The sequence below is a fragment of the Natronorubrum marinum genome (genome assembly GCF_052040125.1).
GTDB lineage: Archaea > Halobacteriota > Halobacteria > Halobacteriales > Natrialbaceae > Natronorubrum.
Map to the genome: position 1 here is coordinate 1,101,720 of NZ_JBPPFV010000002.1, position 18,292 is coordinate 1,120,011.

The following is an 18,292-nucleotide window of genomic DNA, read 5'->3' on the forward strand; positions in this document are numbered from 1 at the left end:
CTTCTCACCCGTCTCGACAGCGCGGACACCAGTCGACGGTGCCGTCGTGGCCGTACGCACGCGCGAAGTCGAGAGAGACGGGGTCGTTACAGTTGGTACAGATCGGCATTTCGAACACAGCAACTGGACGCCGCGACGGCAATGAGCGGGAAGCCTGCCATCGCAGCCCGCTCGAGCGGGCTCGAGCGAGCTTGCTCGCTCGAGATTCCGATTCAGGTCGGGACGACGTCCGACAGCCCGACGCTCTCGAGGACCAGCCACACGACGAACAGGCCGTACAGCGCGAGCAGCGTCCACGCCTCTCTCCTGGAGAGCAGCATGTCGGTTCGAACGATGGCGAAGAAGACGATCGTCGCGAGGATCAGAAAGCCCATCATCGGGACGATGTGGGCGAACGTGATCGCCAGCGTGCCGGCGACGAGAACGCCCGCCGGGACGGCGACGAGCAGATCGAAGACGTTGCTCCCGAGCACGTTCGCGAGGCTGACCGACGGCCGTCCGGATCGGGCGGCCGAGATACTGACGAACGCGTCCGGGATGCTCGAGCCGGCGGCGACGACGGTCATCCCCCAGAGAAACGCGGGCGTCCCGAACGCGTCGCCGAGACCCAGTGCAGACTGGACGAGGCCTTCCACGCCGACGACGATGACCGCCAGCCCGAGACCGAACCAGAGCCAGGCGCGACCGAGATCGACGTCCGGGTCCGCCGCGGTCTCGTCTTCGGCGGTATCGAGATACTGCGTGAATACGTAGAGTCCGTACAACACCAGCGGAAACAGCCCGAGCGGTCGCGTGACGTCACCCTGCAGTCCCGGTCCCTCGAGCGGGTAGTAGATAACCGCCAGCGAGAACGTCAGCAGGAGCGACGCGACCGCGAGCATGTAGAACAGCGCCTCCTTGTAGACGAGATCCTTCCCCGTCGGCATCCCGCCGTCGGCCGCGAGGGCCGCAGCGGCCGGGACGACGAGCAGGTTGAACACCGCGGAGCCGACGATCGCGCCGACGCCGAGTTCGAACTCGCCGTAGCGGAGCGTCGCGACGAGCACGCTCACCAGTTCCGGCATGCTCGAGCCCGCGGCGGCGATGATCGCCCCCTGGACGACCGCCGGGACGCCGTAGCCCGCGGCGAGGCTGTCGGCCGAGGACTCGAGCCACGTGCTCCCCTTCCAGACGACGGCCGTGGCGACGGCGGCGAGCGCGAGGAGCGCGACAACGTCGAGCACGACTCACAGATCCTCGAGCGGCCGGATAAAACGGTCGACACCGAGTGAAACGCGTCAGAATCGCTCGAGACCCGTCTGCTGGGCGTCGGCCAGCACGTCCTCGCAGGTCGACCACGACTCGCGAGCGAACGGCGGGAGTGCGGCGTATTCCTCGACGTAGGACTCGAGAAACTTCCGCGTGTTCGGATCGCTCGGGTAGCCGCTGCCGACGGGTCCGTATTCCTCGGCGATGGCGGCCACGTGGGCGTCGCGTTCGACCTTGGCGATGATGCTCGCCGCGCCGACGAGCCTCGAGTCGTCGTCGGCTCCGTGGCGAGCGTCGATCTCGAGGGCAGCCGTGGACGACTCGAGCGACGAAACACCAGCGCAGGCTTCGTTCACCCGGCGTGCGAACCGATCGGCGTCGGTATCGCAGGCGTCACAGAGCCCCGTAATCGAGTCCGACTCGAGCGCGTCGTGACTGAGTCCCTCGAGCGCCCCGTCGATCGCCTCGGCGTGTGCGGTCACGGCCAGCGAGTTCATGTCCGTCTCGGGGTCGTCGATTCGCGCCGTCGTGATTTCGGCGACGCCGACGCGGATTCGGTCGTCTTCGCGGATGGTGGCCGCCAGTTCCTCGCGGCGCTCCGGTGCGAGTCGTTTCGAGTCCGCAATGTCGTCGGGAAGGACTGTGGGATCCTCGAGTGCGACGCTCGCGGCGAACATCGAGCCGAACACTGGCCCCTTCCCGGCTTCGTCGACGCCGAATTGCATAGGAAGTGCCTCGACAGCGGACACAAAAGTCGTTGTGACTCGTCGTGACCGAATTACTCGGCCGCTTCCGCAGACGTGTCCGAATCGTCGGCGCGCGGCTCGTCCCGGAAGTACGCCTCGAGTTCGAACGGCTCGTCCTCGCCCTCGACACTGAGCACGTCCAGTGCGGTCACCTCGGCGTCGGTCTCGAGCACCCCCGCCAGACTCGGTACCGTGCGACCCTCGTCGCTGCTGACGAGTTCCTTGACGTAGAGGCCGCCTTCGCCGTGGATCGTGACCTCGGCCTCGGTCGAACTCTGCAATTCCCCGTCCATCTCGTAGACGGTTCGCTCGCGCGTCAGCGCCGCTCGCCGGTGGTCGACGCGCTGGGGCGTATCCTGCTCGACGGTGGCACCGGTGAGTTCCTTGAGTGCGGCCTCGAAGTCGCCTTCCTCGACCGGGTCGGCGAACTCGACGTCCGCGCGGTACTGCTTGCTCGCGTCGTGTTCCTTGACGCGCTCGACCATATCGTAGGTCGCGAGTCGCAGCCCGTCGACCTCGACCGATCCCGCCGCGGCCTCGTTGATCTCACGCTCGAGGGCGACGACGTCGACCTCGCGCGTGCTCGGCCGCTTGACCTCGAGGACGAACGGCCGGCCGCCCTCGAGCATCCGGGCGTCGACGTCCTCGCGGCCCGCGCCGTGGAAGGTGCCCTCGTCGCCGTCCATCGCCTCGATGACGTGGGGGCGGACGACCTGTTCGACGCTCGTGTCGTAGAGGTAGCCAGAGCCGCCGCAGTAGTCACAGGGCTCCTCACCCGTGTCGGCTAACTGGATCCCGCTGCCGCCACACTCCCTGCAGGGCCACTCCGTCTGAGGAATGTCCCGCTCGAGTTTGCGGTAGCGGCCGTAGACGAACGCCGGGTTGACCTGCACGTCGACCGCGTGGCTCGTGACCGAGTCGGCGTCGAGCGCCTCGAAGGGGTCGAACCCCTCGAGATCGACGATCGCGAGGACGTCCGGGCGGTCGAAGTCCACGTCAGTTTCGGTCAGATCCCCGATCCGGATGCCCACCTCGCGGTTCACTTCGCGTTTGAGCGACTCGCCGACGTCGGGTTCGAGACCGGCGTCCTCACGGAGAAGTCGTTCGTTCTCCTCGACCAGCGGCGGCACGCGGGAGCCGACCTGGTAGGTGTCGAACTCGACGGTCTCGAGGGCGTCGACGATCGTTTCGGCGATCGCATCGAACGTGCCGCAGTAGCCTTCGCAGACCCAGCAGTCGGCGGGGGGAACGGGGTCGTAGTCCTCGTCGTCGTCCATCGCGATCGTCGTGCGCAGCGCCCGGCCGCGCTCGTCGTTCGTCAGTCCGAAACTCCGTGCGGCGAAGGGGCGACCGAGACAGGAGTCGCAGATGGCCCCCGTCTCGAGCAGCGCGCGGGCGTCGTCCGTGATCATATCCCGGAAATCGGGCGGCCGCGGGTAACACGTTTTCCCTTCGGGGATTCCGTCACTGTCGATGATCTCATTGGCAGGTAACTGGTTCGACCGCACGACATACCAACACACGTGAGCCCGGACGTTCAAATGGGTAGGGTCCTATCACCGGGATATGAACGATTCTGGACTGGATCGACGCGGTTTTCTTTCGCTCTCCGCTGCCGGAGTCGCCGGCGTACTCGCCGGCTGTGCGGAACCGCGGACTGAGAGTTCGTTCGAGGGGAACTCCTCGAGCCAGATCGATCGGGACAATCTCGCCGAGGGGTCGACCTACACCGACGTCTACGAGGCCGTCATCGACTCGGTCACGCAGGTCCAGGTCTTCGGTATCGAAGACCCACTCACCGGCGAGGAAGGACGAGGACAGGGCTCCGGGTTTCTTTTCGACGGGTCCTACGTGGTCACGAACGAGCACGTCGTCGCCGACGGGAACGAGATCGATCTGCAGTACGTCAACGGCGACTGGACGAGTACGCGACTGGTCGGCACCGATTTCTACACCGATCTGGCCGTGCTCGAGGCCGACCACGTCCCCGACGCCGCCACACCCCTGTCGCTCTCCGAGACGTACCCGGTCGTCGGCCAGGAGGTGCTCGCGATCGGCAACCCCTTCGGTCTCGAGGGGACGATGACGAAGGGAATCGTCAGCGGCGTGGATCGAACCCTCGACACGAGGGACCGGGACTTCTCCTACTCGAACGTGGTGCAGACCGACGCCGCGGTCAACCCCGGGAACAGCGGCGGTCCGCTCGTCGATCTCGACGGAAACGTCGTCGGCGTTATCAACGCCGGCGGCGGCGACAACATCGGCTTCGCGATCTCGGCGGCGATGACGAGCCGCATCGTACCGTCGCTCATCGAGACCGGCGAGTACGAACACCCCTACATGGGAATCGGGCTCGTGAGCGTCGATCGCCACATCGCGGAGGCAAACGATCTCCCCGAAGCGACCGGGATCATGGTCACCCACGTCGAACCCGGCGAGGCCGCCGACGGCGTGCTCGAGGAGGCCACGATCCGCGGGGGGAGTAACCCGGTTCCCGTCGGCGGCGACGTCATCTTCGAGATCGACGGCGAACCGATCCCCGACCGCCACGCGCTCTCGACGTATCTCGAACTCGAGACCAGTCCGGGCGACACGATCGAGGTCGACTGCTGGCGGGACGGGACGGAAACCACGGTATCGCTGACGCTCGGCAGCCGTCCGCCGGCCCAGTGAGATCCGCCTCGCTGTGATATAGTAACAACTGCAACGATTTACACACTGATCGCCGAACCGTCTGGCGATCAGGTGTGCGATGACTTGCAGTGGCTACTATAGTTCGGCGACGCTTCGCTTCGAGTTCGCCCCGATTGCGGCGCTCGAGCGTCGTGAGACGGTTCGAAACCACCCCCTACACCGGCGGCTGTGCCGGCAACAACTGACGGGACGGTCGTAACCCCGCCGTACACGTTAGCGACGGTTTCGGTCTCGGTTTCGTGACTGAACGGTCTGAACTGGACCGGAACTGAACGCTATCGTCACTGTTCAACCGGTTAGCAGGTCGATAACAATAGGATACTCTCGGGTAGTCGTGACCAGAGCGATTCCCTCATCGCCTGCCACGCATGAACACGGACATCAACACTGACGGCGACACGCAGTCACCTCCTGAGGAACCGACGACGGAACTGGATCACGTGACCGTCGAGAACGACGACGCTCCGAACGAGTGTGCGATCTTTCCCCGAGAGGCGAGCGAGGAGGCCCTGATGACCAATTGGATCTCCGCCCACGAGGACTCGTACGTCGCACTCGAGTCGATGCGCTGATGCCATGAGCGTTCACCTCGGCCACACGATCACCGCTGCCGGCTTCTGGCTCGGCACGCTCCTGCCGGTCGCCTATCTCCCGGTCTTTTTCGCCGGTATCGACTCGGTCACCACGCTGTCGATCCTCGTCGGACTCCTCACGGTCCACGCGCTCGCCCTGATCGTCGGCCACGAGTATCCCGCCTCCCGAACCCGCTGACAGCCTCGCGCGCCACTGGCGAGGCTTCGTATCGGCTCTCCCCACCCGTTCAAGATTGCTCGAGCCGTGCACTCGGCTCGCTGTCGCCGCGACGACGAACCGTTCGACGCTGACGAACGCGCACGGCATACCGTCTCACGGACTGGTCAGCGAACCCGATGAAAGAAATACCCTACTCGGCGTGGGAGCGGCGCGTATGCGTACCCGCTGTCCGCTCTGTACCCGAGACGTCCCGCGCGAAAAGCAAGTCTGGTGTACGTGTGGGTCCGCGATGGATTCGGGCTGTTACGACGCCCACGAGGACTGGTGTGCCAGACGGGGGACCGACGCCTGGATCGGTGCGTTCGAGCGGTAGTCAGCCGGCTACCACAGCTGGGCACGCGGGGTGTCGCAGCTGTTACAGACCACCGCTCGGTTTTCCTTGTAGGTGCCGCGCTCGAGTTCGCCGTCGTCGCAGTCGGGACAGGGCCGTCCCTCGAGAATCGCGAGTAACTTCGGGTCGTCGTCGCTCGTCCGTGACGACTGTGATTTCGCCATATACGCAGTACAGAGCCGAGACACTGGAAACGGTTGGCCATGCCTATGCAATGTCAATTACCCCCAAATCGAGACGAGCGGTGGATCGTAACCGGCCGAGTTACCCCGTGTTTCCACTTGGCCTCGCGGTATGAGTTCCCTAGACGGTACTGGAGATCGGCCGCTATGAAACCGTGGCGGCTATCCCGTCGGTCGTCGTTCCTCCGATATGCGCCAATTCGTACTGCTCGGTCACGAGGTGCCGACCGACCCCGAGTTCTCGCTCGACGACCTCGCCGGCGGGGCCGGTCGACTCGACGCCCTCTGTCGCTCGATTACCGCTTCGTTCGTCACTTCCCACGGTATCCGCGAGGACGTCCGCACGCATCTCGTAGTGCAGAACGAGTTCACGATCACCTTCGACGGGAGCGAGCTTCGCCGGCTGAATCCCGACGAGCGGAGCACTGCGGCACTGGTTCGGACGGCCATCGCGCACCGCGACGAGGCCATCGGCGCGCTGCCCGCGGAACCCAGTCCGGGGATCGAGGTGTATCGGCGCGGGTTCGAAGGGACCCTCGAGACGGTTGCATCAGAGGGATCCATCGTCCAGCTACACGAGGACGGTGAGGCGATGGTCGACGTGGGTGGACTCGAGGATCCGATATTCGTGCTCTCGGATCACCAGGATTTCACGGACGACGAAGAGCGGGTGCTCGAGGATGTCGTCGACCGGCGGCTTCGACTCGGACCGGAGCTGTTGCACGCGGACCAGGCGATTACGGTGGCCCATCACTATCTGGATACGAACGGCTACGAGCGGTTCTGAGTGGGTGTGAGAAGCGCTTCCCGGTGGTCCGATCAGCGGTTTCGCAACCGTTAAACGATCCGGCGTTCACAGTTGTCAATGCGGGCCGGTGGGGTAGCTTGGTATCCTTCGGCCTTCGGGTGGCCGTAACCGCAGTTCGAATCTGCGCCGGCCCATTTTCACCCCACTTCAAAACGACGAGCGTAGCGAGGAGTCCGAGGCGGGGTGAAATGCAGCCGCGAAGCTTCGAATCAGGGAGCAGCTCTGCTGCGACCGTGGTTCGAATCTGCGCCGGCCCATTCTACTCCCGCACTTCAAACCGCCGAGCGACGCGTATGCGGCGCGAGGCAACCGAAGTGCGGGAGTCGATGACGGCGCGCAGATTCGAAGGAGACCAGACGCGCGCAACGGAGTGAGCACGTCTGGGCGTGGTTCGAATCTGCGCCGATCCACTTTTCCCGCGTCGAAAAACGAGGAGCGAAGCGACGAGTCTGCGATGCGGGAAAATGAATCCAAGCAGGTTCGAGCAGGGAAATCGCAACGCTCGAGCGAAGCGAGAGCGACCGTGTTCCCGTGTTCGACATCTGCGCCGGCTCACTGAATAGAACCCCGTTTCCCGCATCTCCTGACAGTTAGCGGCCGGTTTGGGGGGTGGTCGGCGTGACGATCGCGCCGTGGCCGTCGACCGACACCTCGACCACGTGCGAACACTGCAGATCCTATGTTTCGGAGCGGTTTTGCCGCGTCTACGGCGACAACAGCAACCGCGCCCATCGCTGCGGAGAGTGTGACTCGTACCGCCGACTGACTCGTGGGTCCGCTGCTGGCGTCGAGGTCACGATCCCGGACCCGGAGATCGCCGAGGGCCACCACGGAGGTGAGGCCGATGTCTGAGTTCGTCCGGGCGAGTCAACTGTGCCTTGTCGAGAGTCGGACGCCCATAGTCCATCCAGCCCATCAAGCGAGCGACGCCGACGTTCGCCGCGCGCTCGAGGAGCGAGAGGTTCGATCCGACGGCGGTAACGTCTCGAGCGGTAGTGAGCGGTTTCAGGGGCTACGCCATCTGTTCAAGCGCACTGGCAATTCGAGACAGGTTATAGATCACAGCCAGTCCGATCCCTATCCAAATCCAGATGATTATCGCGCCGATGTTCTCCGTCAGAACGAAGGAAGCGATTCCAATAACGGCACACACGAGGAGTACCGTGGCACTAAATCCGATCATTCCGTAATGCGATTTAGCGGACATACCCCGTTTTCTCTAATCAGTTGTCATAACTACTTTGACTGCTTGGGAGTCGGTGTACGAAACAATCACTGTTCACTACAGCCGGGAATTGATCGCGAGGATGGTGGTTCTCGATGAGTTCGCGAACGTCGCCGCTCGAGAGTTCGAAGGCCAGCGGTGACTTCCTCGAGGCGGAGATCGTGCAGGTGATCGACGCCTTGGAGTACGTCGGTGACCGGACGGCCACCTGGCACGACGCGCGAACCACGGCCGTTCTCGAGGCGAGCCGATTGCTCCCGTTCTACGGTATCGTCCTCGTCGAGCCCGAGAGGCCAGTCGAGATCAACGGCTGTCAGATCGAGACGAGCAACGGTAGCCGATCGACTCGAGGGCGGTTCTACGTCAAACGCCAAGCGCACGATTAGCTCCTCGAGGCGGGCGGGATGTACCTGCCAATACTAGTGTCTGAACGCCCAGTGTGAGAGGACAGATTGTTTTTCTTGAATTAACATATCCGAAATACTAGGGGCCACGAGACATATATGCCCCTAAGGGGGCAGGATAATTGCGCGGCGCGTGCTCTGCGCGCCGCGCTAGCGAAAAATTGGACTGGCCGATACAGGGACTTACGCTGGGTAGACCCGCTGGTACAGGGTAGTGGGACCTTGATAGCCGATGTTGCCAAGTCCGCTTAGGAGGGAGACAAGTGGAACGTTCCTTTTTCGCTCACTACACATGCAAACTGAACGGGGTATACGCACTCACTCAGTTAATCAAAACAGCTGTACACTGTGAAAATGATGCGTATTTACCGTTATGAGGGGCCATAGCTGAAGCGAGGGATACGGGATGGTCAATCATGATAACGTCTTCGACGCGTTGGCAGCCAGTCACCGTCGACAGCTACTAGTACAACTACTCTCCGGCCCCCAAGACGTTCCAAAACCGTCTGGCATGTCCCGTGAGATTGCAGAAGCGGACGAGAACCTACTCCAGAACCATCTAGCCAGTTCTCAAACGATTGCGGAAGCGGATGAGGACTCGATCGGTATGCACCACATCCACCTTCCGAAATTGGAAGAGTACGGCTTCATCGAGTGGGATAGAGATAACGACCTCGTAACACAAGGCCCCCGTTTTGACGAAGTCAGGCCTTCTCTCAGACTGGTGGCTGAACAGCAGGATGGACGCCGTCCGAAAAGCCCCGTCGTAATCGATCGTCGGTGAGGTCCGGTTGAGATCGCAGACGTTGTTCAGTATTTCGTCTGTACTTACCGTGATATCCAGGCGAATTCTGACTGAATAGAACTGCCGAAACACTGTTTTGATACAACTTCTTGCGGTTGGACGTCGCGAAGAACGGTTTCCCCAATATGAACACGAGACGAGTATCGGCCGTGTTCATATTCGGCCCACAGCCCGCGAGATCGCCCCGGCCGTCGCGCCGATCACGATGGGTGTCACCCCCTCTTTATAACCTAAGACCGCTCGAGTGAACCGAAAAAACGGGGGATAGGCGGGTCGTGTTCACGGCTATGTCTCACTACGAGACGCCCGGATCGGTACGAATCCGGACTGACGACGGCAACGAATGGCGATTCGACGCTATCCAGAACGCCGCCCGGTTCTACGACTACAACCGGAGCAATGCGGTCGCGTTCGCCTGCGAAGACGTCGACCAGCTCGTCGCCGCAGCCACGCGTGTCCTCGAGCGAGATGACCTCACTCGCGAACAGCGCCGGGAGATCGCCGAGACGCTGAGCACTCGAGCCGTCAGCTTTGACCTCGAGAGTTCGGTGTTGGTCACAACGAAAGGAGAGTTCGAATCATGAGATGAAAATGGGTTTTAGAAGCACAGATCTACGAGAGTGAATTTGATCAATGCGAGAATCAACCTAGATCGTTTGGCCAGTTTTGACCCTGTTCAGGATGGTTTGGTGATCGATATCGGAAGCCCGAAAGATCGTTCGAAAATGTCCTCCATTTCCCGGCTTGAATGTCTTCCATGGCACAGCGGTTACTTCCACAATCAACTACTATTCGATATTCCTTTCCACGCTTCGAAGTCAGATACACCACTACTCGATTATTAGAGACATCTGGATCAGACTTGCTACTGCGAGAAATTCGCTCGATATACTCAATATTGAACGGTTCTGTTCGCCTGAGAGTGTAGAGACTGCCTCCTTCCACAATACCAGTAAGGTCATTGTACATCTGCTGTACAGTTTTTGGATAGTTTGCTTCCATAGTTATTCCAATTCAGTATAGGATCATCAACAGATAATCACTACGGCCAATTCAGCAAATCGATCCGATTGAGATTTTCGCCTGTTCGGTCCCGCGGTGATCGCCGCCTCCGTACTAGCAGAGCAACGACGGGTCCAAGGAGAGTTCGAACCGACGGCGGTGCTAATAGGGGTACTGAGGTCAGGAGTGTCAGGGTGGTCTCCCCTGACACGGAGCAGCAATACGAACTGCTCTATGGAATTCGGACTCAGTTGGTAATTCTGGTGGTTGTGGTGGTTTCGGGTGCCTCTGAGTCCACTACCCTTCACTCAGTAAACGCTAATAAATCCGCTAGGAGTTGGCAATAATATCCGGAAGCTGACCGCGAGACCGGTGATTGTCGATGCGGTCGCAAACTGGCCGATTCGACGAGAGACTGTCGAGGCGACCGCTCGGAGTATGGAGGATGTCCCCGAGGCCGGTCTGGGCGACCTCGAGCAGCACTGACCAGTCAGCCCGCGGTACTACTGCAACCGACGACAGCCAGTCAGCAGCCGAGTCGAACGATACGTTGTCAGAGGCACGCTCCGGCCCGGCTACCGATTCGGATCCGTCGGACCCGGCCGTCCGCGGATTCGAGGCTATCGGCGGGCGGTCACGACGAACACGAACCAACCGCGAGCGCGCTGATTCTCGATGCGCTCGGGGACGGCTACACTGAGCGCCGCTCAACCCTGCCAACCGCCATTTACAACGGGTTGACACCGCTCGCGGCTACCAGAAGAGTCTTTGCGGACTCATGGACTTATCTCGAGTATGGCTGCCGACGGACTCGACGAGATCGACTACGGAATCCTCCATCTTCTCCAGCAGAACGCTCGAGCCACGACGCCGGTCGATATGGCCGATCAGCTGCCGGTAACCGATACGACGATTCGAAATCGGATCGAGCGGTTGGAAGAGAAGGGGGTAATCGAGGGGTATGTGCCGATCATCGACTACGAAGCGGCGGGCTTTCCGATGCGACTCCAATTTTCCTGTACCGCGGCGACGAACAAGCGCGAGGAGATCGCTGCACGGGTGCTCGAACTCCCCAACGTCGTCAAGGTAGACGAGATGTTGAGCGCGCGGGAGAACATTCGTGCGCTCGCGGTTGCGAGTACTACCGAGGAGGTCAACGATATCGCCGCTCAACTGGACGAACTGCCGCTGACGATCGAACGGGAAAGTTTGCTCCGGAAGGAGCGCATTCGACCGTTCAACCACTTCGGTGAGCACGTCGTCTCGAAGGAGTGACGAGTACTAATATACAGGTACTTTTATTCGAATTTTAAAGCGGTTGCAAGTTACCAGTTCGCTTCCAAATAGATTTGGGGGAAGTATTTTTGTATAGGCGAATAAGTTGCGGACGATGACTGTCGTACCGGAGCGAATTGTTGATACCGATTCCGGAGATTCCGCTCGGATCCGTTTCCTCCCGAACCGAGGAACCGACGGCCGCGACTGTCCTGAGTGGCCGTCGAGTACCGCATCGACCGCACACGACGCTCCTCACGCGCGGCAATTGCCACGCCGAGTGGCACCTGCGCCGGGATCACAGTCGAGTGTCCGACCGACGATCACCGACCGATGAGTGAGGAACGCTATCGGTGCATCTGTCATATGTGCGAAATGGAGCGACTGATCGACGGCCTCGAGAACGCACAGGAGGTATTCAACGAGCACGCCGATATGGCCCACGAAGTGGAACTGCTGAATCGCCAGTCCCGCCGTCGCCATTCGAACTGGCCCGCCGAAACCGAATCCGGGAACGACGAGTCGACTACTGACGGGTAGTGTCGCTCCACAGATAATCCAGCGCCACTCGAGGGTGGGGCCGGTTACGACGAACGCGCGTTAGCTGGTGTCCCGTGCGTCGACGATTTCGTCGACGCGGATCCGCAAGAGGACGCGCTCCGTTTCGATTTCCATCGGGTACTCGTCTTCGTCCATATACCGCCGCGTGAGTTCGTCGATGTGGGTTCGTGCACCCTCGGTCGTCACCTCGTCGACCTCGCCGAGTATCGACAGTCGTCGGTAGGGGTTGTCCGGGTCGATCATACTGACCCCGACGGACGGATCGGCCTCGAGATTGCGCACCTTTTGCCGACCGCGTTCGCTGTTGATCAGGAGCCGCTCGTCGTCGCCGTCGTAATCGATCCAGACCGGTGTGACGTGCGGGTCCTGCTCGTCGCTCAGCGTCGCGACGTGGGCGTACGTTTGCTTCTCGAACAGGTCTTGGAACGAGTCGGGAATGGACTCCATAGGTTCGATTCAGCCGTCGATGGCTTTGCTCTGGTGCCTACACTGGGAGGTGACCGCCGGGTTCGAGAACGCGGATCGACGACCAAACGGCCCATCGGCGGTAAAAAGTGTGACAGGCATCGCCAACGGCCACGCAGCGCCTTCGGTCGTAACACCGATGCGGCGCGATCTGGAACGAAGTCCGTGAGGCGATAATCGTCGGCAGATGGGGCCGCTACGACGAACGTGGTGATGTCTTCGAGCCCGGAGACAGAATCGAGCGACTCACAGGGAGCGACAATCACCCGGAGACAATATCAGCGCTAACACTGCGAGGCGCGAGCGACGGGTCGTGCCGTTCGACCACGCAAGTGTCGGCTATCGGCTTATTCCCGTCGGAAAAGTGGCTGTTGCTGTGACACGATCGAAACGGACACGACGGGGGATGCTACAGCTGACAGGTGCCGCGACATCGGCGGCGTTGCTGGCCGGCTGTGGTGGACCTGGCGAAGAGGAGGGAGACGAACCCGGCACCGAAGAGGGCACCGGAAACGGGCAGGATTTAGAAGACGAAGAAGAAGCGGAGGAGGGGGACGAGGACGAGGACGACCTCGCCGGTGAGAACGGGGAAGATGCTCCCGAACAGGATGACGAGGACGAAGCGTAACAACGTTCCACAGACGCAGCGAGCACGGACTGTGAATACCCTTAATTTCGTTCTGCGTTGATGAGAGTACGGCGTACAGAAATAGTACGATAGTCCCGATTCCTCGCGAGAGGGCGAGCGACGTTCCGGTTCTCGAGCGACCTGTATTCCGCCCCTAAACGTCACGATACCGGGGCTGTTCGGTGGATAACAATCCCCCGTCCGCCCTAACCGTATCCGCATGAGACGCCGTACCTATCTCGCGACGGCAACGGGGGCGACTGCAGCGACCGTAGCAGGCTGCATCGGACTCGGTGGTTCCGACACCGACGAGGGGGCGGACGACGAGACCGTCGACGACGGGCCGCCGGAACTCGAGGGACCCGACGAGGACGGGACGCTCGACGACTTCGACGATCTCGGCGCGTGGACCGTAACCAGCGGCTCCATGTCCGTCGAATCGGATCGGGCCGTCGCGGGAGACCAGTCCGTGCTGCTCGAGACCGACGGCGACGACCAGCAGGCTCGGATCGTCCGCGAACTTCCCGAGCCCGTCGATTGCTCGACCGCGAATCTCGGACTGGCCGTCGCGAGCGAGGAGACGATCACCCCGATGATCCAGCTGTTCGACGACGACGGCAACGTGATCGACTACCGTGCGACGATCCACCCCGGTGGACTACAGCGCTGTAACTTCGGCGTCGCGAGGATTGACAGCGGCGTCGAACTGACCGAGATCACCGACATTCACATCGCGTTTCTCTCCGCCGAAGACGCCGAAGACAGGCTGTTGCTCGACGATCTCTACGCAGTTCCCAGACCCGAGGACGGGCAGGTGATGATCCAGTTCGACGGCGGCCACGAGTCGATCGAGTCCGAGGGGCTGCCGATCCTCGAGGCGTACGACTACCCCGCCACGGCGTTCGTTCCGACGGATCTGGTCCGCGAGGACGACGACGCGGAAGGCGACTATCTCACTGAGGACCAGGTCGAGGAACTCGACGACGCCGGCTGCATGATCGCGAGTTACGCGGCGAACGGACAGATCCTCGATAACTACGACGAGGACGATCAGGCCGCTCAACTCACCGACGCACAGGAGTGGCTCGAGGACGAGGGCTACGAGAACGGGGCCCGCTATTTCTCGTATCCGGCCGGCCAGTACGACGAGGACACCCTCGAACTCGTCGCGGACACCTACGACGTCGGGTTCGCCGGACACCATCCCGTACAGGGTCACGTCGTCAACGCGGCTCGCTATCCCCGCCTCCTCGACCCGGACGTCGAAGACGTCGAGGAGGATCTCGAGCGAACGGCGAAACTCGGCGGGATCACCACGCTCTGTTACTACTCGCTCGAAGACGACGACACGGTCGAGCGGCTCGAGGAGACGTTGGACCGCCTCGAGGACTACGTCGACGAGGGCGAACTCGAGGTCATCATGCCGGACGACCTCGAGACCGAGTACGTGTACGACGGCGAGTAAGCAGCCGCCATCGACGAGCTATCGGTCCCGTACGGTTGAGGATCAGCCCTCGATCGAGGACCCCGGAGCGCTGTTTTTCGGTCACGGAACCCGCAAGTCGCAACGGGTATCGGCGTCCAGCACCATCCTCGAGTGATGACCGAGGGACTCGATGCGGACGTCGACGGCATGGACGAAGTCGCCGAACGGCGCGACGAACTGGCCGCTCGCGTCCGGACGCACGCCGGCCAGATCGCGCGCGAACTCGCCGTCTTGCAGGGCGGCGACTACGGCCAGGAGGAGTTCGACACGGACGGCGGTAGCTGGACGGTCAAGTACGAAGCCGGCGACGTGCAGTACCTCCGATTCGACCCCAAATCGGGATCGGAGACGTACGTCGTCTCGAGCAAGCAGCCGCCCGAACCCGGCCCGCTCGAGACGGCGATGGCCGACTACGGGAACTTCGTCGCGGCCTACAACGAGTACGTTCGATCGTTCGACGGCCTGCTCGCGGACGTGCCCGACGAGTTCCCCGCAGTCGAGTCGACGGCGGAACTGGTCGCCGAACGCGACCGAATCGTTCAGCGAATTCGCGAGGTCGGGACCGCGATGGCGGGCGAACTCTACCGGTACGAGGGCGAGTACGGCACCTACTCCACGACGGTGTCGGGAACGCGCTGGGAACTCAAGTGGGACGGCGACGCGGTCTCCTATCTGCGAGTCGGCGGCTCGGACGGCACGTACCTCCTCTCGCAGTACGGTCCGCCGTCCGCACCCGAAGTCCGTCGACTCGCCGACGATGTCGGTGCGTTCGTCGAAGCGTTCAACGAACACGTCGACGAACTCGAGGCGGATCTGTCGCAGGTGTCACTCGGCGAAGACTCATAAGGGACTCGGTGTTCGGAGCCGATACCGCGCTGTAGGAGGACGTTTCGATCCGTTACGAGCGTTCTACACGGACCCCGGCGGAGTAAACGGGTCGACAATCACGGTAACTGACTGACTGGTTTTTCCCCATTTCGCCCGCCGTTTTGGATGTAGTATGACCCTATCACGACGCTCGACAATCAAGGCAATCGGTATAGTTGGCGGCGGTTCGGCACTGAGTGGAACCGCACTCGCCATCAACGAGCACGAAGACGACGAACGAGACCCGGACGAGGAACCGGACGACGGAGAGATGGGAGCGATTCGCGTCGGTCACTTCTCACCGGACGCCCCGAACGTCGACGTCTACGTCGACGACCAGCAGATCCTCACGGACCTCGCGTACGACGAACTCTCGCCGTATCTGGAGATCGCACCGGGAACGTACACCCTGACCATCACGGCTGCCGGCGACGACGAACCGGTCTACGAGGATACCCTCCCGGTCGATACGGATTACTACACGGCCGCGGCGATCGGCGAAATCGAAGGGCCGGAAACCGCCTCGTCCATCCAGAACGAGACGGATGACGACGGTGAAGACGTAGCTGACGGCGTCGACGACGGTCTCGAGGACGAGGCGACCGACGAGGACGCCGACGAAGGCGGACCCGGAACGTTCGAGGTCCTCCTGCTGTTGGACCGAGAAGAGGTCGAACAGGAGGGCACGTCACAGCTTCGACTGGTCCACGCCTCTCCCGACGCGCCCGCACTCGACATCACGGACGGACAGGGACTTCCGCTCTACGAGGACGTCGGCTTCGGTGAGCCGTCGGGATACGTTTCGTTCGAACCCGGAACGCAGACGCTCGATCTGTTCGAAGCCGGCGGGACCGAGCTCGACAGTGACGGCGAGAACACCGAACAGCCCGAAACCGCAGCGTCCATCCAGAATGAGACTGACGACGATACCGGTCTCGGCGACGATAACGCGACCGACGACGCACTCGACGAAGACGAGGTCATCGATCAGGCCGAGCCCCTCGTCTCCGTCGACGTCGAACTCGAGGACGACACGGTGTACACGGCGTTCGCAATCGGCTACTTCGAAGGCGACGTTGAGGACCGTCCGTTCGAGCTTCGCGTCGCCGTCGACGGACTCGAAGAAGAAGACGCCGACCACGACGAGGCGCCCGACGAAGCGGAACCGGACGAAGAGGAAGTCGACAATGGCGACGACGAGTACAACGAGAGCGACGAGTACAACGAGAGCGACGAGTACAACGAGAGCGACGAGTACAACGAGAGCGACGAGTACAACGAGAGCGACGAGCACGAGGAAGAAGAGCCGATGACGACCGACAACTGATCACGGACGATCTCTCCGGGAGTATCCGGTTCCAGCGGTCATTTTTCGAACGCAATTCGCCGGTCGAGGACGACTATCGCACGCACGAACAGCTGCACTATTCAGACTCCCGGTATCCGGAGACAGGAAATCCTGCGTCGCATCACTCCGACGAGGCCGCTCTCCTGCGTGGAATCGCTGTGCGGGCGCGAACGACGTTTTCGATAGACGGTCGGCAAAGCGGGGACACGGATCGGTCACGGACGCCGCTGGCGGCGGACTGGCTCCCTGTCACTGGTCGCGGATCGCCGATCGATACCAGGTCGCAGACTCGGCAAGTTAGGCGTAGCCGTAGCTCGTCGAGCTGCAGCACGCGGCTCGAGAAGAGCCAGGAGTGTTAGACGTCGACGTACTGGTCGACCCACTCCTGACGGCGCTGCAGGACGCGTCTCCCTTTCGGGGTTAGTGCGTAGTAGTTCGTCCGCCGATCGAGTTGGCCTTTCTCGACGAGTTCCTTCTCGACCAGCGTGTCGAGATTGGGATACAGCCGGCCGTGGGTGACCGGCTGATCGATGTACCGATTGATGTCGTCGAGTATCTCCTGTCCGGACGGACGGTCTTTACCTGCGATCACGTACAGCAAGTCACGTTGGAAGCCAGTTAACTGATCCATGGATCACCCTCTGAATGACGACGTTCACCGATCTGTGGCTTTGTTATAGGGCAGGTACGATCGGCCGAGCGTCCGGAACGCACCGCGTAGGACGGCTCTCGCACGCCCCAGCGCGGAAAGCGCCGACGACGACCGCGTGACGCGGCGTTTTTGACGGTTACCGCCGTACAGCCCGGTATGCCTCCGGATCCACTCGCGTGGGAGACCACCGATCGCCAGGTAGCCTACTCCTGCCCGGGCTTTGACGTCGTTAACGAGTCCGTTCAGCTTCCCGACGGCACCGAAACCGAGTTCGACTACCTCTCCGAACCTGCGAGCGTCTGCGTGCTCCCGTTCGCAGCCGACGGCGACGTCGTCTGCATTGAGGAGTGGCGCCAGGCAGTCTCCCGAATCAACCGCGGTCTCCCCGTGGGCGGCACCGAGCCGGACGACGACGACCTCGAGGCGGCAGCCCGCCGCGAACTCGCCGAGGAGACCGGCCACGAGGCCGAGCGACTCGAGCCGCTGGTCTCCGTCGAAATGGCCAACGGCCTCGCGGACTCGGTGCTCCATCTCTTCGTCGCGCACGGCTGTCGGCCGACGGCCGAGCAGCGACTCGACCACAACGAGAGCATCCGAGTCGAGCGACGCCCGTACGAACGACTGCTCGAGGCCGTCCGCGCCGGAGCGATCAGAGACGGACGAACGGTCCTGGCGGTGTCGTACTATCAGTTGTTCGAGCGCGACGAGTGACGTGACGACGCGAACGTTCGACCGCAAAAAACCGAATCCGT

General features: G+C 62.0%; 22 protein-coding genes, 1 tRNA gene and 1 pseudogene. 17 read left to right on the forward strand and 7 right to left on the reverse strand.

Annotated features, from left to right (window positions below; translation table 11 throughout):
- Positions 1–4 precede the first annotated feature (4 nt).
- The 4 genes from ACSFC5_RS15145 to ACSFC5_RS15160 all read right to left on the reverse strand — a co-directional run bounded on the left by ACSFC5_RS15145 (position 5) and on the right by ACSFC5_RS15160 (position 3,406).
- Complete coding sequence (locus ACSFC5_RS15145) at positions 5–109, reverse strand: DUF7563 family protein (RefSeq protein WP_440766074.1); 105 nt, start codon at positions 107–109, stop codon at positions 5–7.
- A 103-nt stretch (positions 110–212) separates the two neighbouring features.
- A complete protein-coding gene (locus ACSFC5_RS15150; RefSeq protein ID WP_440766075.1) occupies positions 213–1,223 on the reverse strand; it encodes a sodium:calcium antiporter in 1,011 nt (336 codons plus the stop codon).
- 54 nt (positions 1,224–1,277) lie between these two features.
- The gene (gene rnhB, locus ACSFC5_RS15155) at positions 1,278–1,973 is read right to left on the reverse strand and encodes a ribonuclease HII (RefSeq protein ID WP_440766076.1); all 696 of its coding nucleotides are present in this window, start codon (positions 1,971–1,973) and stop codon (positions 1,278–1,280) included.
- Positions 1,974–2,026: 53 nt separating this feature from the next.
- Positions 2,027–3,406, reverse strand: coding sequence for a tRNA pseudouridine(54/55) synthase Pus10 (locus ACSFC5_RS15160; protein ID WP_440766077.1), 1,380 nt, complete (start codon positions 3,404–3,406; stop codon positions 2,027–2,029).
- Positions 3,407–3,560: 154 nt separating this feature from the next.
- On the opposite strand from ACSFC5_RS15160, the gene ACSFC5_RS15165 reads away from it, so the two are divergent.
- From ACSFC5_RS15165 to ACSFC5_RS15180, 4 genes are all read left to right on the forward strand, one after another.
- Entirely contained in the window at positions 3,561–4,667 is a 1,107-nt protein-coding gene (locus ACSFC5_RS15165) for a S1C family serine protease (RefSeq protein ID WP_440766078.1), read from the forward strand.
- Positions 4,668–5,056: 389 nt separating this feature from the next.
- Positions 5,057–5,260: a DUF7511 domain-containing protein gene (locus tag ACSFC5_RS15170; RefSeq protein WP_440766079.1), complete on the forward strand. Its 204-nt coding sequence runs from the start codon at positions 5,057–5,059 to the stop codon at positions 5,258–5,260.
- A gap of 4 nt (positions 5,261–5,264) precedes the next feature.
- Positions 5,265–5,459: a DUF8028 family protein gene (locus ACSFC5_RS15175; RefSeq protein ID WP_440766080.1), complete on the forward strand. Its 195-nt coding sequence runs from the start codon at positions 5,265–5,267 to the stop codon at positions 5,457–5,459.
- Positions 5,460–5,655: 196 nt separating this feature from the next.
- Positions 5,656–5,814, forward strand: coding sequence for a hypothetical protein (locus ACSFC5_RS15180; protein WP_175529268.1), 159 nt, complete (start codon positions 5,656–5,658; stop codon positions 5,812–5,814).
- An 8-nt stretch (positions 5,815–5,822) separates the two neighbouring features.
- Here the strand turns inward: ACSFC5_RS15180 and ACSFC5_RS15185 are convergent, their stop codons facing one another.
- The gene (locus ACSFC5_RS15185; protein WP_440766081.1) at positions 5,823–5,996 is read right to left on the reverse strand and encodes an HVO_A0556 family zinc finger protein; all 174 of its coding nucleotides are present in this window, start codon (positions 5,994–5,996) and stop codon (positions 5,823–5,825) included.
- Positions 5,997–6,204: 208 nt separating this feature from the next.
- On the opposite strand from ACSFC5_RS15185, the gene trmY reads away from it, so the two are divergent.
- The 8 genes and pseudogenes from trmY to ACSFC5_RS15225 all read left to right on the forward strand — a co-directional run bounded on the left by trmY (position 6,205) and on the right by ACSFC5_RS15225 (position 12,073).
- The gene (gene trmY / locus ACSFC5_RS15190) at positions 6,205–6,801 is read left to right on the forward strand and encodes a tRNA (pseudouridine(54)-N(1))-methyltransferase TrmY (protein WP_440766082.1); all 597 of its coding nucleotides are present in this window, start codon (positions 6,205–6,207) and stop codon (positions 6,799–6,801) included.
- A gap of 82 nt (positions 6,802–6,883) precedes the next feature.
- Positions 6,884–6,956 (forward strand) — tRNA-Pro (locus ACSFC5_RS15195).
- 475 nt (positions 6,957–7,431) lie between these two features.
- Complete coding sequence (locus ACSFC5_RS15200; RefSeq protein WP_440766083.1) at positions 7,432–7,674, forward strand: DUF7563 family protein; 243 nt, start codon at positions 7,432–7,434, stop codon at positions 7,672–7,674.
- A gap of 468 nt (positions 7,675–8,142) precedes the next feature.
- A pseudogene (locus ACSFC5_RS15205) lies at positions 8,143–8,430 on the forward strand (PD-(D/E)XK family putative nuclease); the annotation flags it as partial.
- Positions 8,431–8,857: 427 nt separating this feature from the next.
- Positions 8,858–9,235 (forward strand): DUF7344 domain-containing protein, encoded by a 378-nt coding sequence (locus ACSFC5_RS15210; RefSeq protein WP_440766084.1) that lies wholly within the window; start codon positions 8,858–8,860, stop codon positions 9,233–9,235.
- Positions 9,236–9,543: 308 nt separating this feature from the next.
- On the forward strand, positions 9,544–9,840 hold the full coding sequence (locus tag ACSFC5_RS15215) for a DUF7692 domain-containing protein (protein ID WP_440766085.1): 297 nt from the start codon (positions 9,544–9,546) through the stop codon (positions 9,838–9,840).
- A 1,213-nt stretch (positions 9,841–11,053) separates the two neighbouring features.
- Positions 11,054–11,533, forward strand: coding sequence for an Lrp/AsnC family transcriptional regulator (locus ACSFC5_RS15220; RefSeq protein WP_440766086.1), 480 nt, complete (start codon positions 11,054–11,056; stop codon positions 11,531–11,533).
- A 375-nt stretch (positions 11,534–11,908) separates the two neighbouring features.
- Complete coding sequence (locus tag ACSFC5_RS15225) at positions 11,909–12,073, forward strand: hypothetical protein (RefSeq protein WP_440766087.1); 165 nt, start codon at positions 11,909–11,911, stop codon at positions 12,071–12,073.
- Between the two features lie 60 nt (positions 12,074–12,133).
- Here ACSFC5_RS15225 and ACSFC5_RS15230 read toward each other — a convergent pair whose 3' ends face one another.
- Positions 12,134–12,541 carry a TIGR03618 family F420-dependent PPOX class oxidoreductase gene (locus ACSFC5_RS15230; RefSeq protein WP_440766088.1) on the reverse strand — a complete coding sequence of 136 codons (408 nt, stop codon included), beginning with the start codon at positions 12,539–12,541 and terminating at the stop codon, positions 12,134–12,136.
- Positions 12,542–12,965: 424 nt separating this feature from the next.
- Here ACSFC5_RS15230 and ACSFC5_RS15235 point away from each other — a divergent pair, with 424 nt between their 5' ends.
- From ACSFC5_RS15235 to ACSFC5_RS15250, 4 genes are all read left to right on the forward strand, one after another.
- Positions 12,966–13,187, forward strand: coding sequence for a hypothetical protein (locus ACSFC5_RS15235; RefSeq protein ID WP_440766089.1), 222 nt, complete (start codon positions 12,966–12,968; stop codon positions 13,185–13,187).
- A 220-nt stretch (positions 13,188–13,407) separates the two neighbouring features.
- A complete protein-coding gene (locus tag ACSFC5_RS15240; protein WP_440766090.1) occupies positions 13,408–14,652 on the forward strand; it encodes a polysaccharide deacetylase family protein in 1,245 nt (414 codons plus the stop codon).
- A 135-nt stretch (positions 14,653–14,787) separates the two neighbouring features.
- A complete protein-coding gene (locus ACSFC5_RS15245) occupies positions 14,788–15,519 on the forward strand; it encodes a profilin-fold protein (protein ID WP_440766091.1) in 732 nt (243 codons plus the stop codon).
- A 154-nt stretch (positions 15,520–15,673) separates the two neighbouring features.
- On the forward strand, positions 15,674–16,867 hold the full coding sequence (locus tag ACSFC5_RS15250; RefSeq protein WP_440766092.1) for a DUF4397 domain-containing protein: 1,194 nt from the start codon (positions 15,674–15,676) through the stop codon (positions 16,865–16,867).
- Between the two features lie 376 nt (positions 16,868–17,243).
- Here ACSFC5_RS15250 and ACSFC5_RS15255 read toward each other — a convergent pair whose 3' ends face one another.
- Positions 17,244–17,519 carry a PadR family transcriptional regulator gene (locus ACSFC5_RS15255; protein ID WP_006089028.1) on the reverse strand — a complete coding sequence of 92 codons (276 nt, stop codon included), beginning with the start codon at positions 17,517–17,519 and terminating at the stop codon, positions 17,244–17,246.
- Between the two features lie 177 nt (positions 17,520–17,696).
- Here ACSFC5_RS15255 and ACSFC5_RS15260 point away from each other — a divergent pair, with 177 nt between their 5' ends.
- Positions 17,697–18,251: an NUDIX hydrolase gene (locus ACSFC5_RS15260; protein WP_440766093.1), complete on the forward strand. Its 555-nt coding sequence runs from the start codon at positions 17,697–17,699 to the stop codon at positions 18,249–18,251.
- Positions 18,252–18,292: the final 41 nt, after the last annotated feature.

What these genes read in the sequence shown, in the direction of transcription:
- ACSFC5_RS15180 (WP_175529268.1), top strand. Translation starts at nt 5,656, where the DNA reads ATGCGTACCCGCTGTCCGCTCTGTACCCGAGACGTCCCGCGCGAAAAG.
- ACSFC5_RS15165 (WP_440766078.1), top strand. Translation starts at nt 3,561, where the DNA reads ATGAACGATTCTGGACTGGATCGACGCGGTTTTCTTTCGCTCTCCGCT.
- ACSFC5_RS15250 (WP_440766092.1), top strand. Translation starts at nt 15,674, where the DNA reads ATGACCCTATCACGACGCTCGACAATCAAGGCAATCGGTATAGTTGGC.
- trmY (WP_440766082.1), top strand. Translation starts at nt 6,205, where the DNA reads ATGCGCCAATTCGTACTGCTCGGTCACGAGGTGCCGACCGACCCCGAG.
- rnhB (WP_440766076.1), bottom strand. Translation starts at nt 1,973, where the DNA reads ATGCAATTCGGCGTCGACGAAGCCGGGAAGGGGCCAGTGTTCGGCTCG.
- ACSFC5_RS15260 (WP_440766093.1), top strand. Translation starts at nt 17,697, where the DNA reads ATGCCTCCGGATCCACTCGCGTGGGAGACCACCGATCGCCAGGTAGCC.
- ACSFC5_RS15175 (WP_440766080.1), top strand. Translation starts at nt 5,265, where the DNA reads ATGAGCGTTCACCTCGGCCACACGATCACCGCTGCCGGCTTCTGGCTC.
- ACSFC5_RS15245 (WP_440766091.1), top strand. Translation starts at nt 14,788, where the DNA reads ATGACCGAGGGACTCGATGCGGACGTCGACGGCATGGACGAAGTCGCC.
- ACSFC5_RS15215 (WP_440766085.1), top strand. Translation starts at nt 9,544, where the DNA reads ATGTCTCACTACGAGACGCCCGGATCGGTACGAATCCGGACTGACGAC.
- ACSFC5_RS15160 (WP_440766077.1), bottom strand. Translation starts at nt 3,406, where the DNA reads ATGATCACGGACGACGCCCGCGCGCTGCTCGAGACGGGGGCCATCTGC.
- ACSFC5_RS15225 (WP_440766087.1), top strand. Translation starts at nt 11,909, where the DNA reads ATGGAGCGACTGATCGACGGCCTCGAGAACGCACAGGAGGTATTCAAC.
- ACSFC5_RS15240 (WP_440766090.1), top strand. Translation starts at nt 13,408, where the DNA reads ATGAGACGCCGTACCTATCTCGCGACGGCAACGGGGGCGACTGCAGCG.
- ACSFC5_RS15210 (WP_440766084.1), top strand. Translation starts at nt 8,858, where the DNA reads ATGGTCAATCATGATAACGTCTTCGACGCGTTGGCAGCCAGTCACCGT.
- ACSFC5_RS15145 (WP_440766074.1), bottom strand. Translation starts at nt 109, where the DNA reads ATGCCGATCTGTACCAACTGTAACGACCCCGTCTCTCTCGACTTCGCG.
- ACSFC5_RS15230 (WP_440766088.1), bottom strand. Translation starts at nt 12,541, where the DNA reads ATGGAGTCCATTCCCGACTCGTTCCAAGACCTGTTCGAGAAGCAAACG.
- ACSFC5_RS15235 (WP_440766089.1), top strand. Translation starts at nt 12,966, where the DNA reads ATGCTACAGCTGACAGGTGCCGCGACATCGGCGGCGTTGCTGGCCGGC.
- ACSFC5_RS15255 (WP_006089028.1), bottom strand. Translation starts at nt 17,519, where the DNA reads ATGGATCAGTTAACTGGCTTCCAACGTGACTTGCTGTACGTGATCGCA.
- ACSFC5_RS15220 (WP_440766086.1), top strand. Translation starts at nt 11,054, where the DNA reads ATGGCTGCCGACGGACTCGACGAGATCGACTACGGAATCCTCCATCTT.
- ACSFC5_RS15170 (WP_440766079.1), top strand. Translation starts at nt 5,057, where the DNA reads ATGAACACGGACATCAACACTGACGGCGACACGCAGTCACCTCCTGAG.
- ACSFC5_RS15185 (WP_440766081.1), bottom strand. Translation starts at nt 5,996, where the DNA reads ATGGCGAAATCACAGTCGTCACGGACGAGCGACGACGACCCGAAGTTA.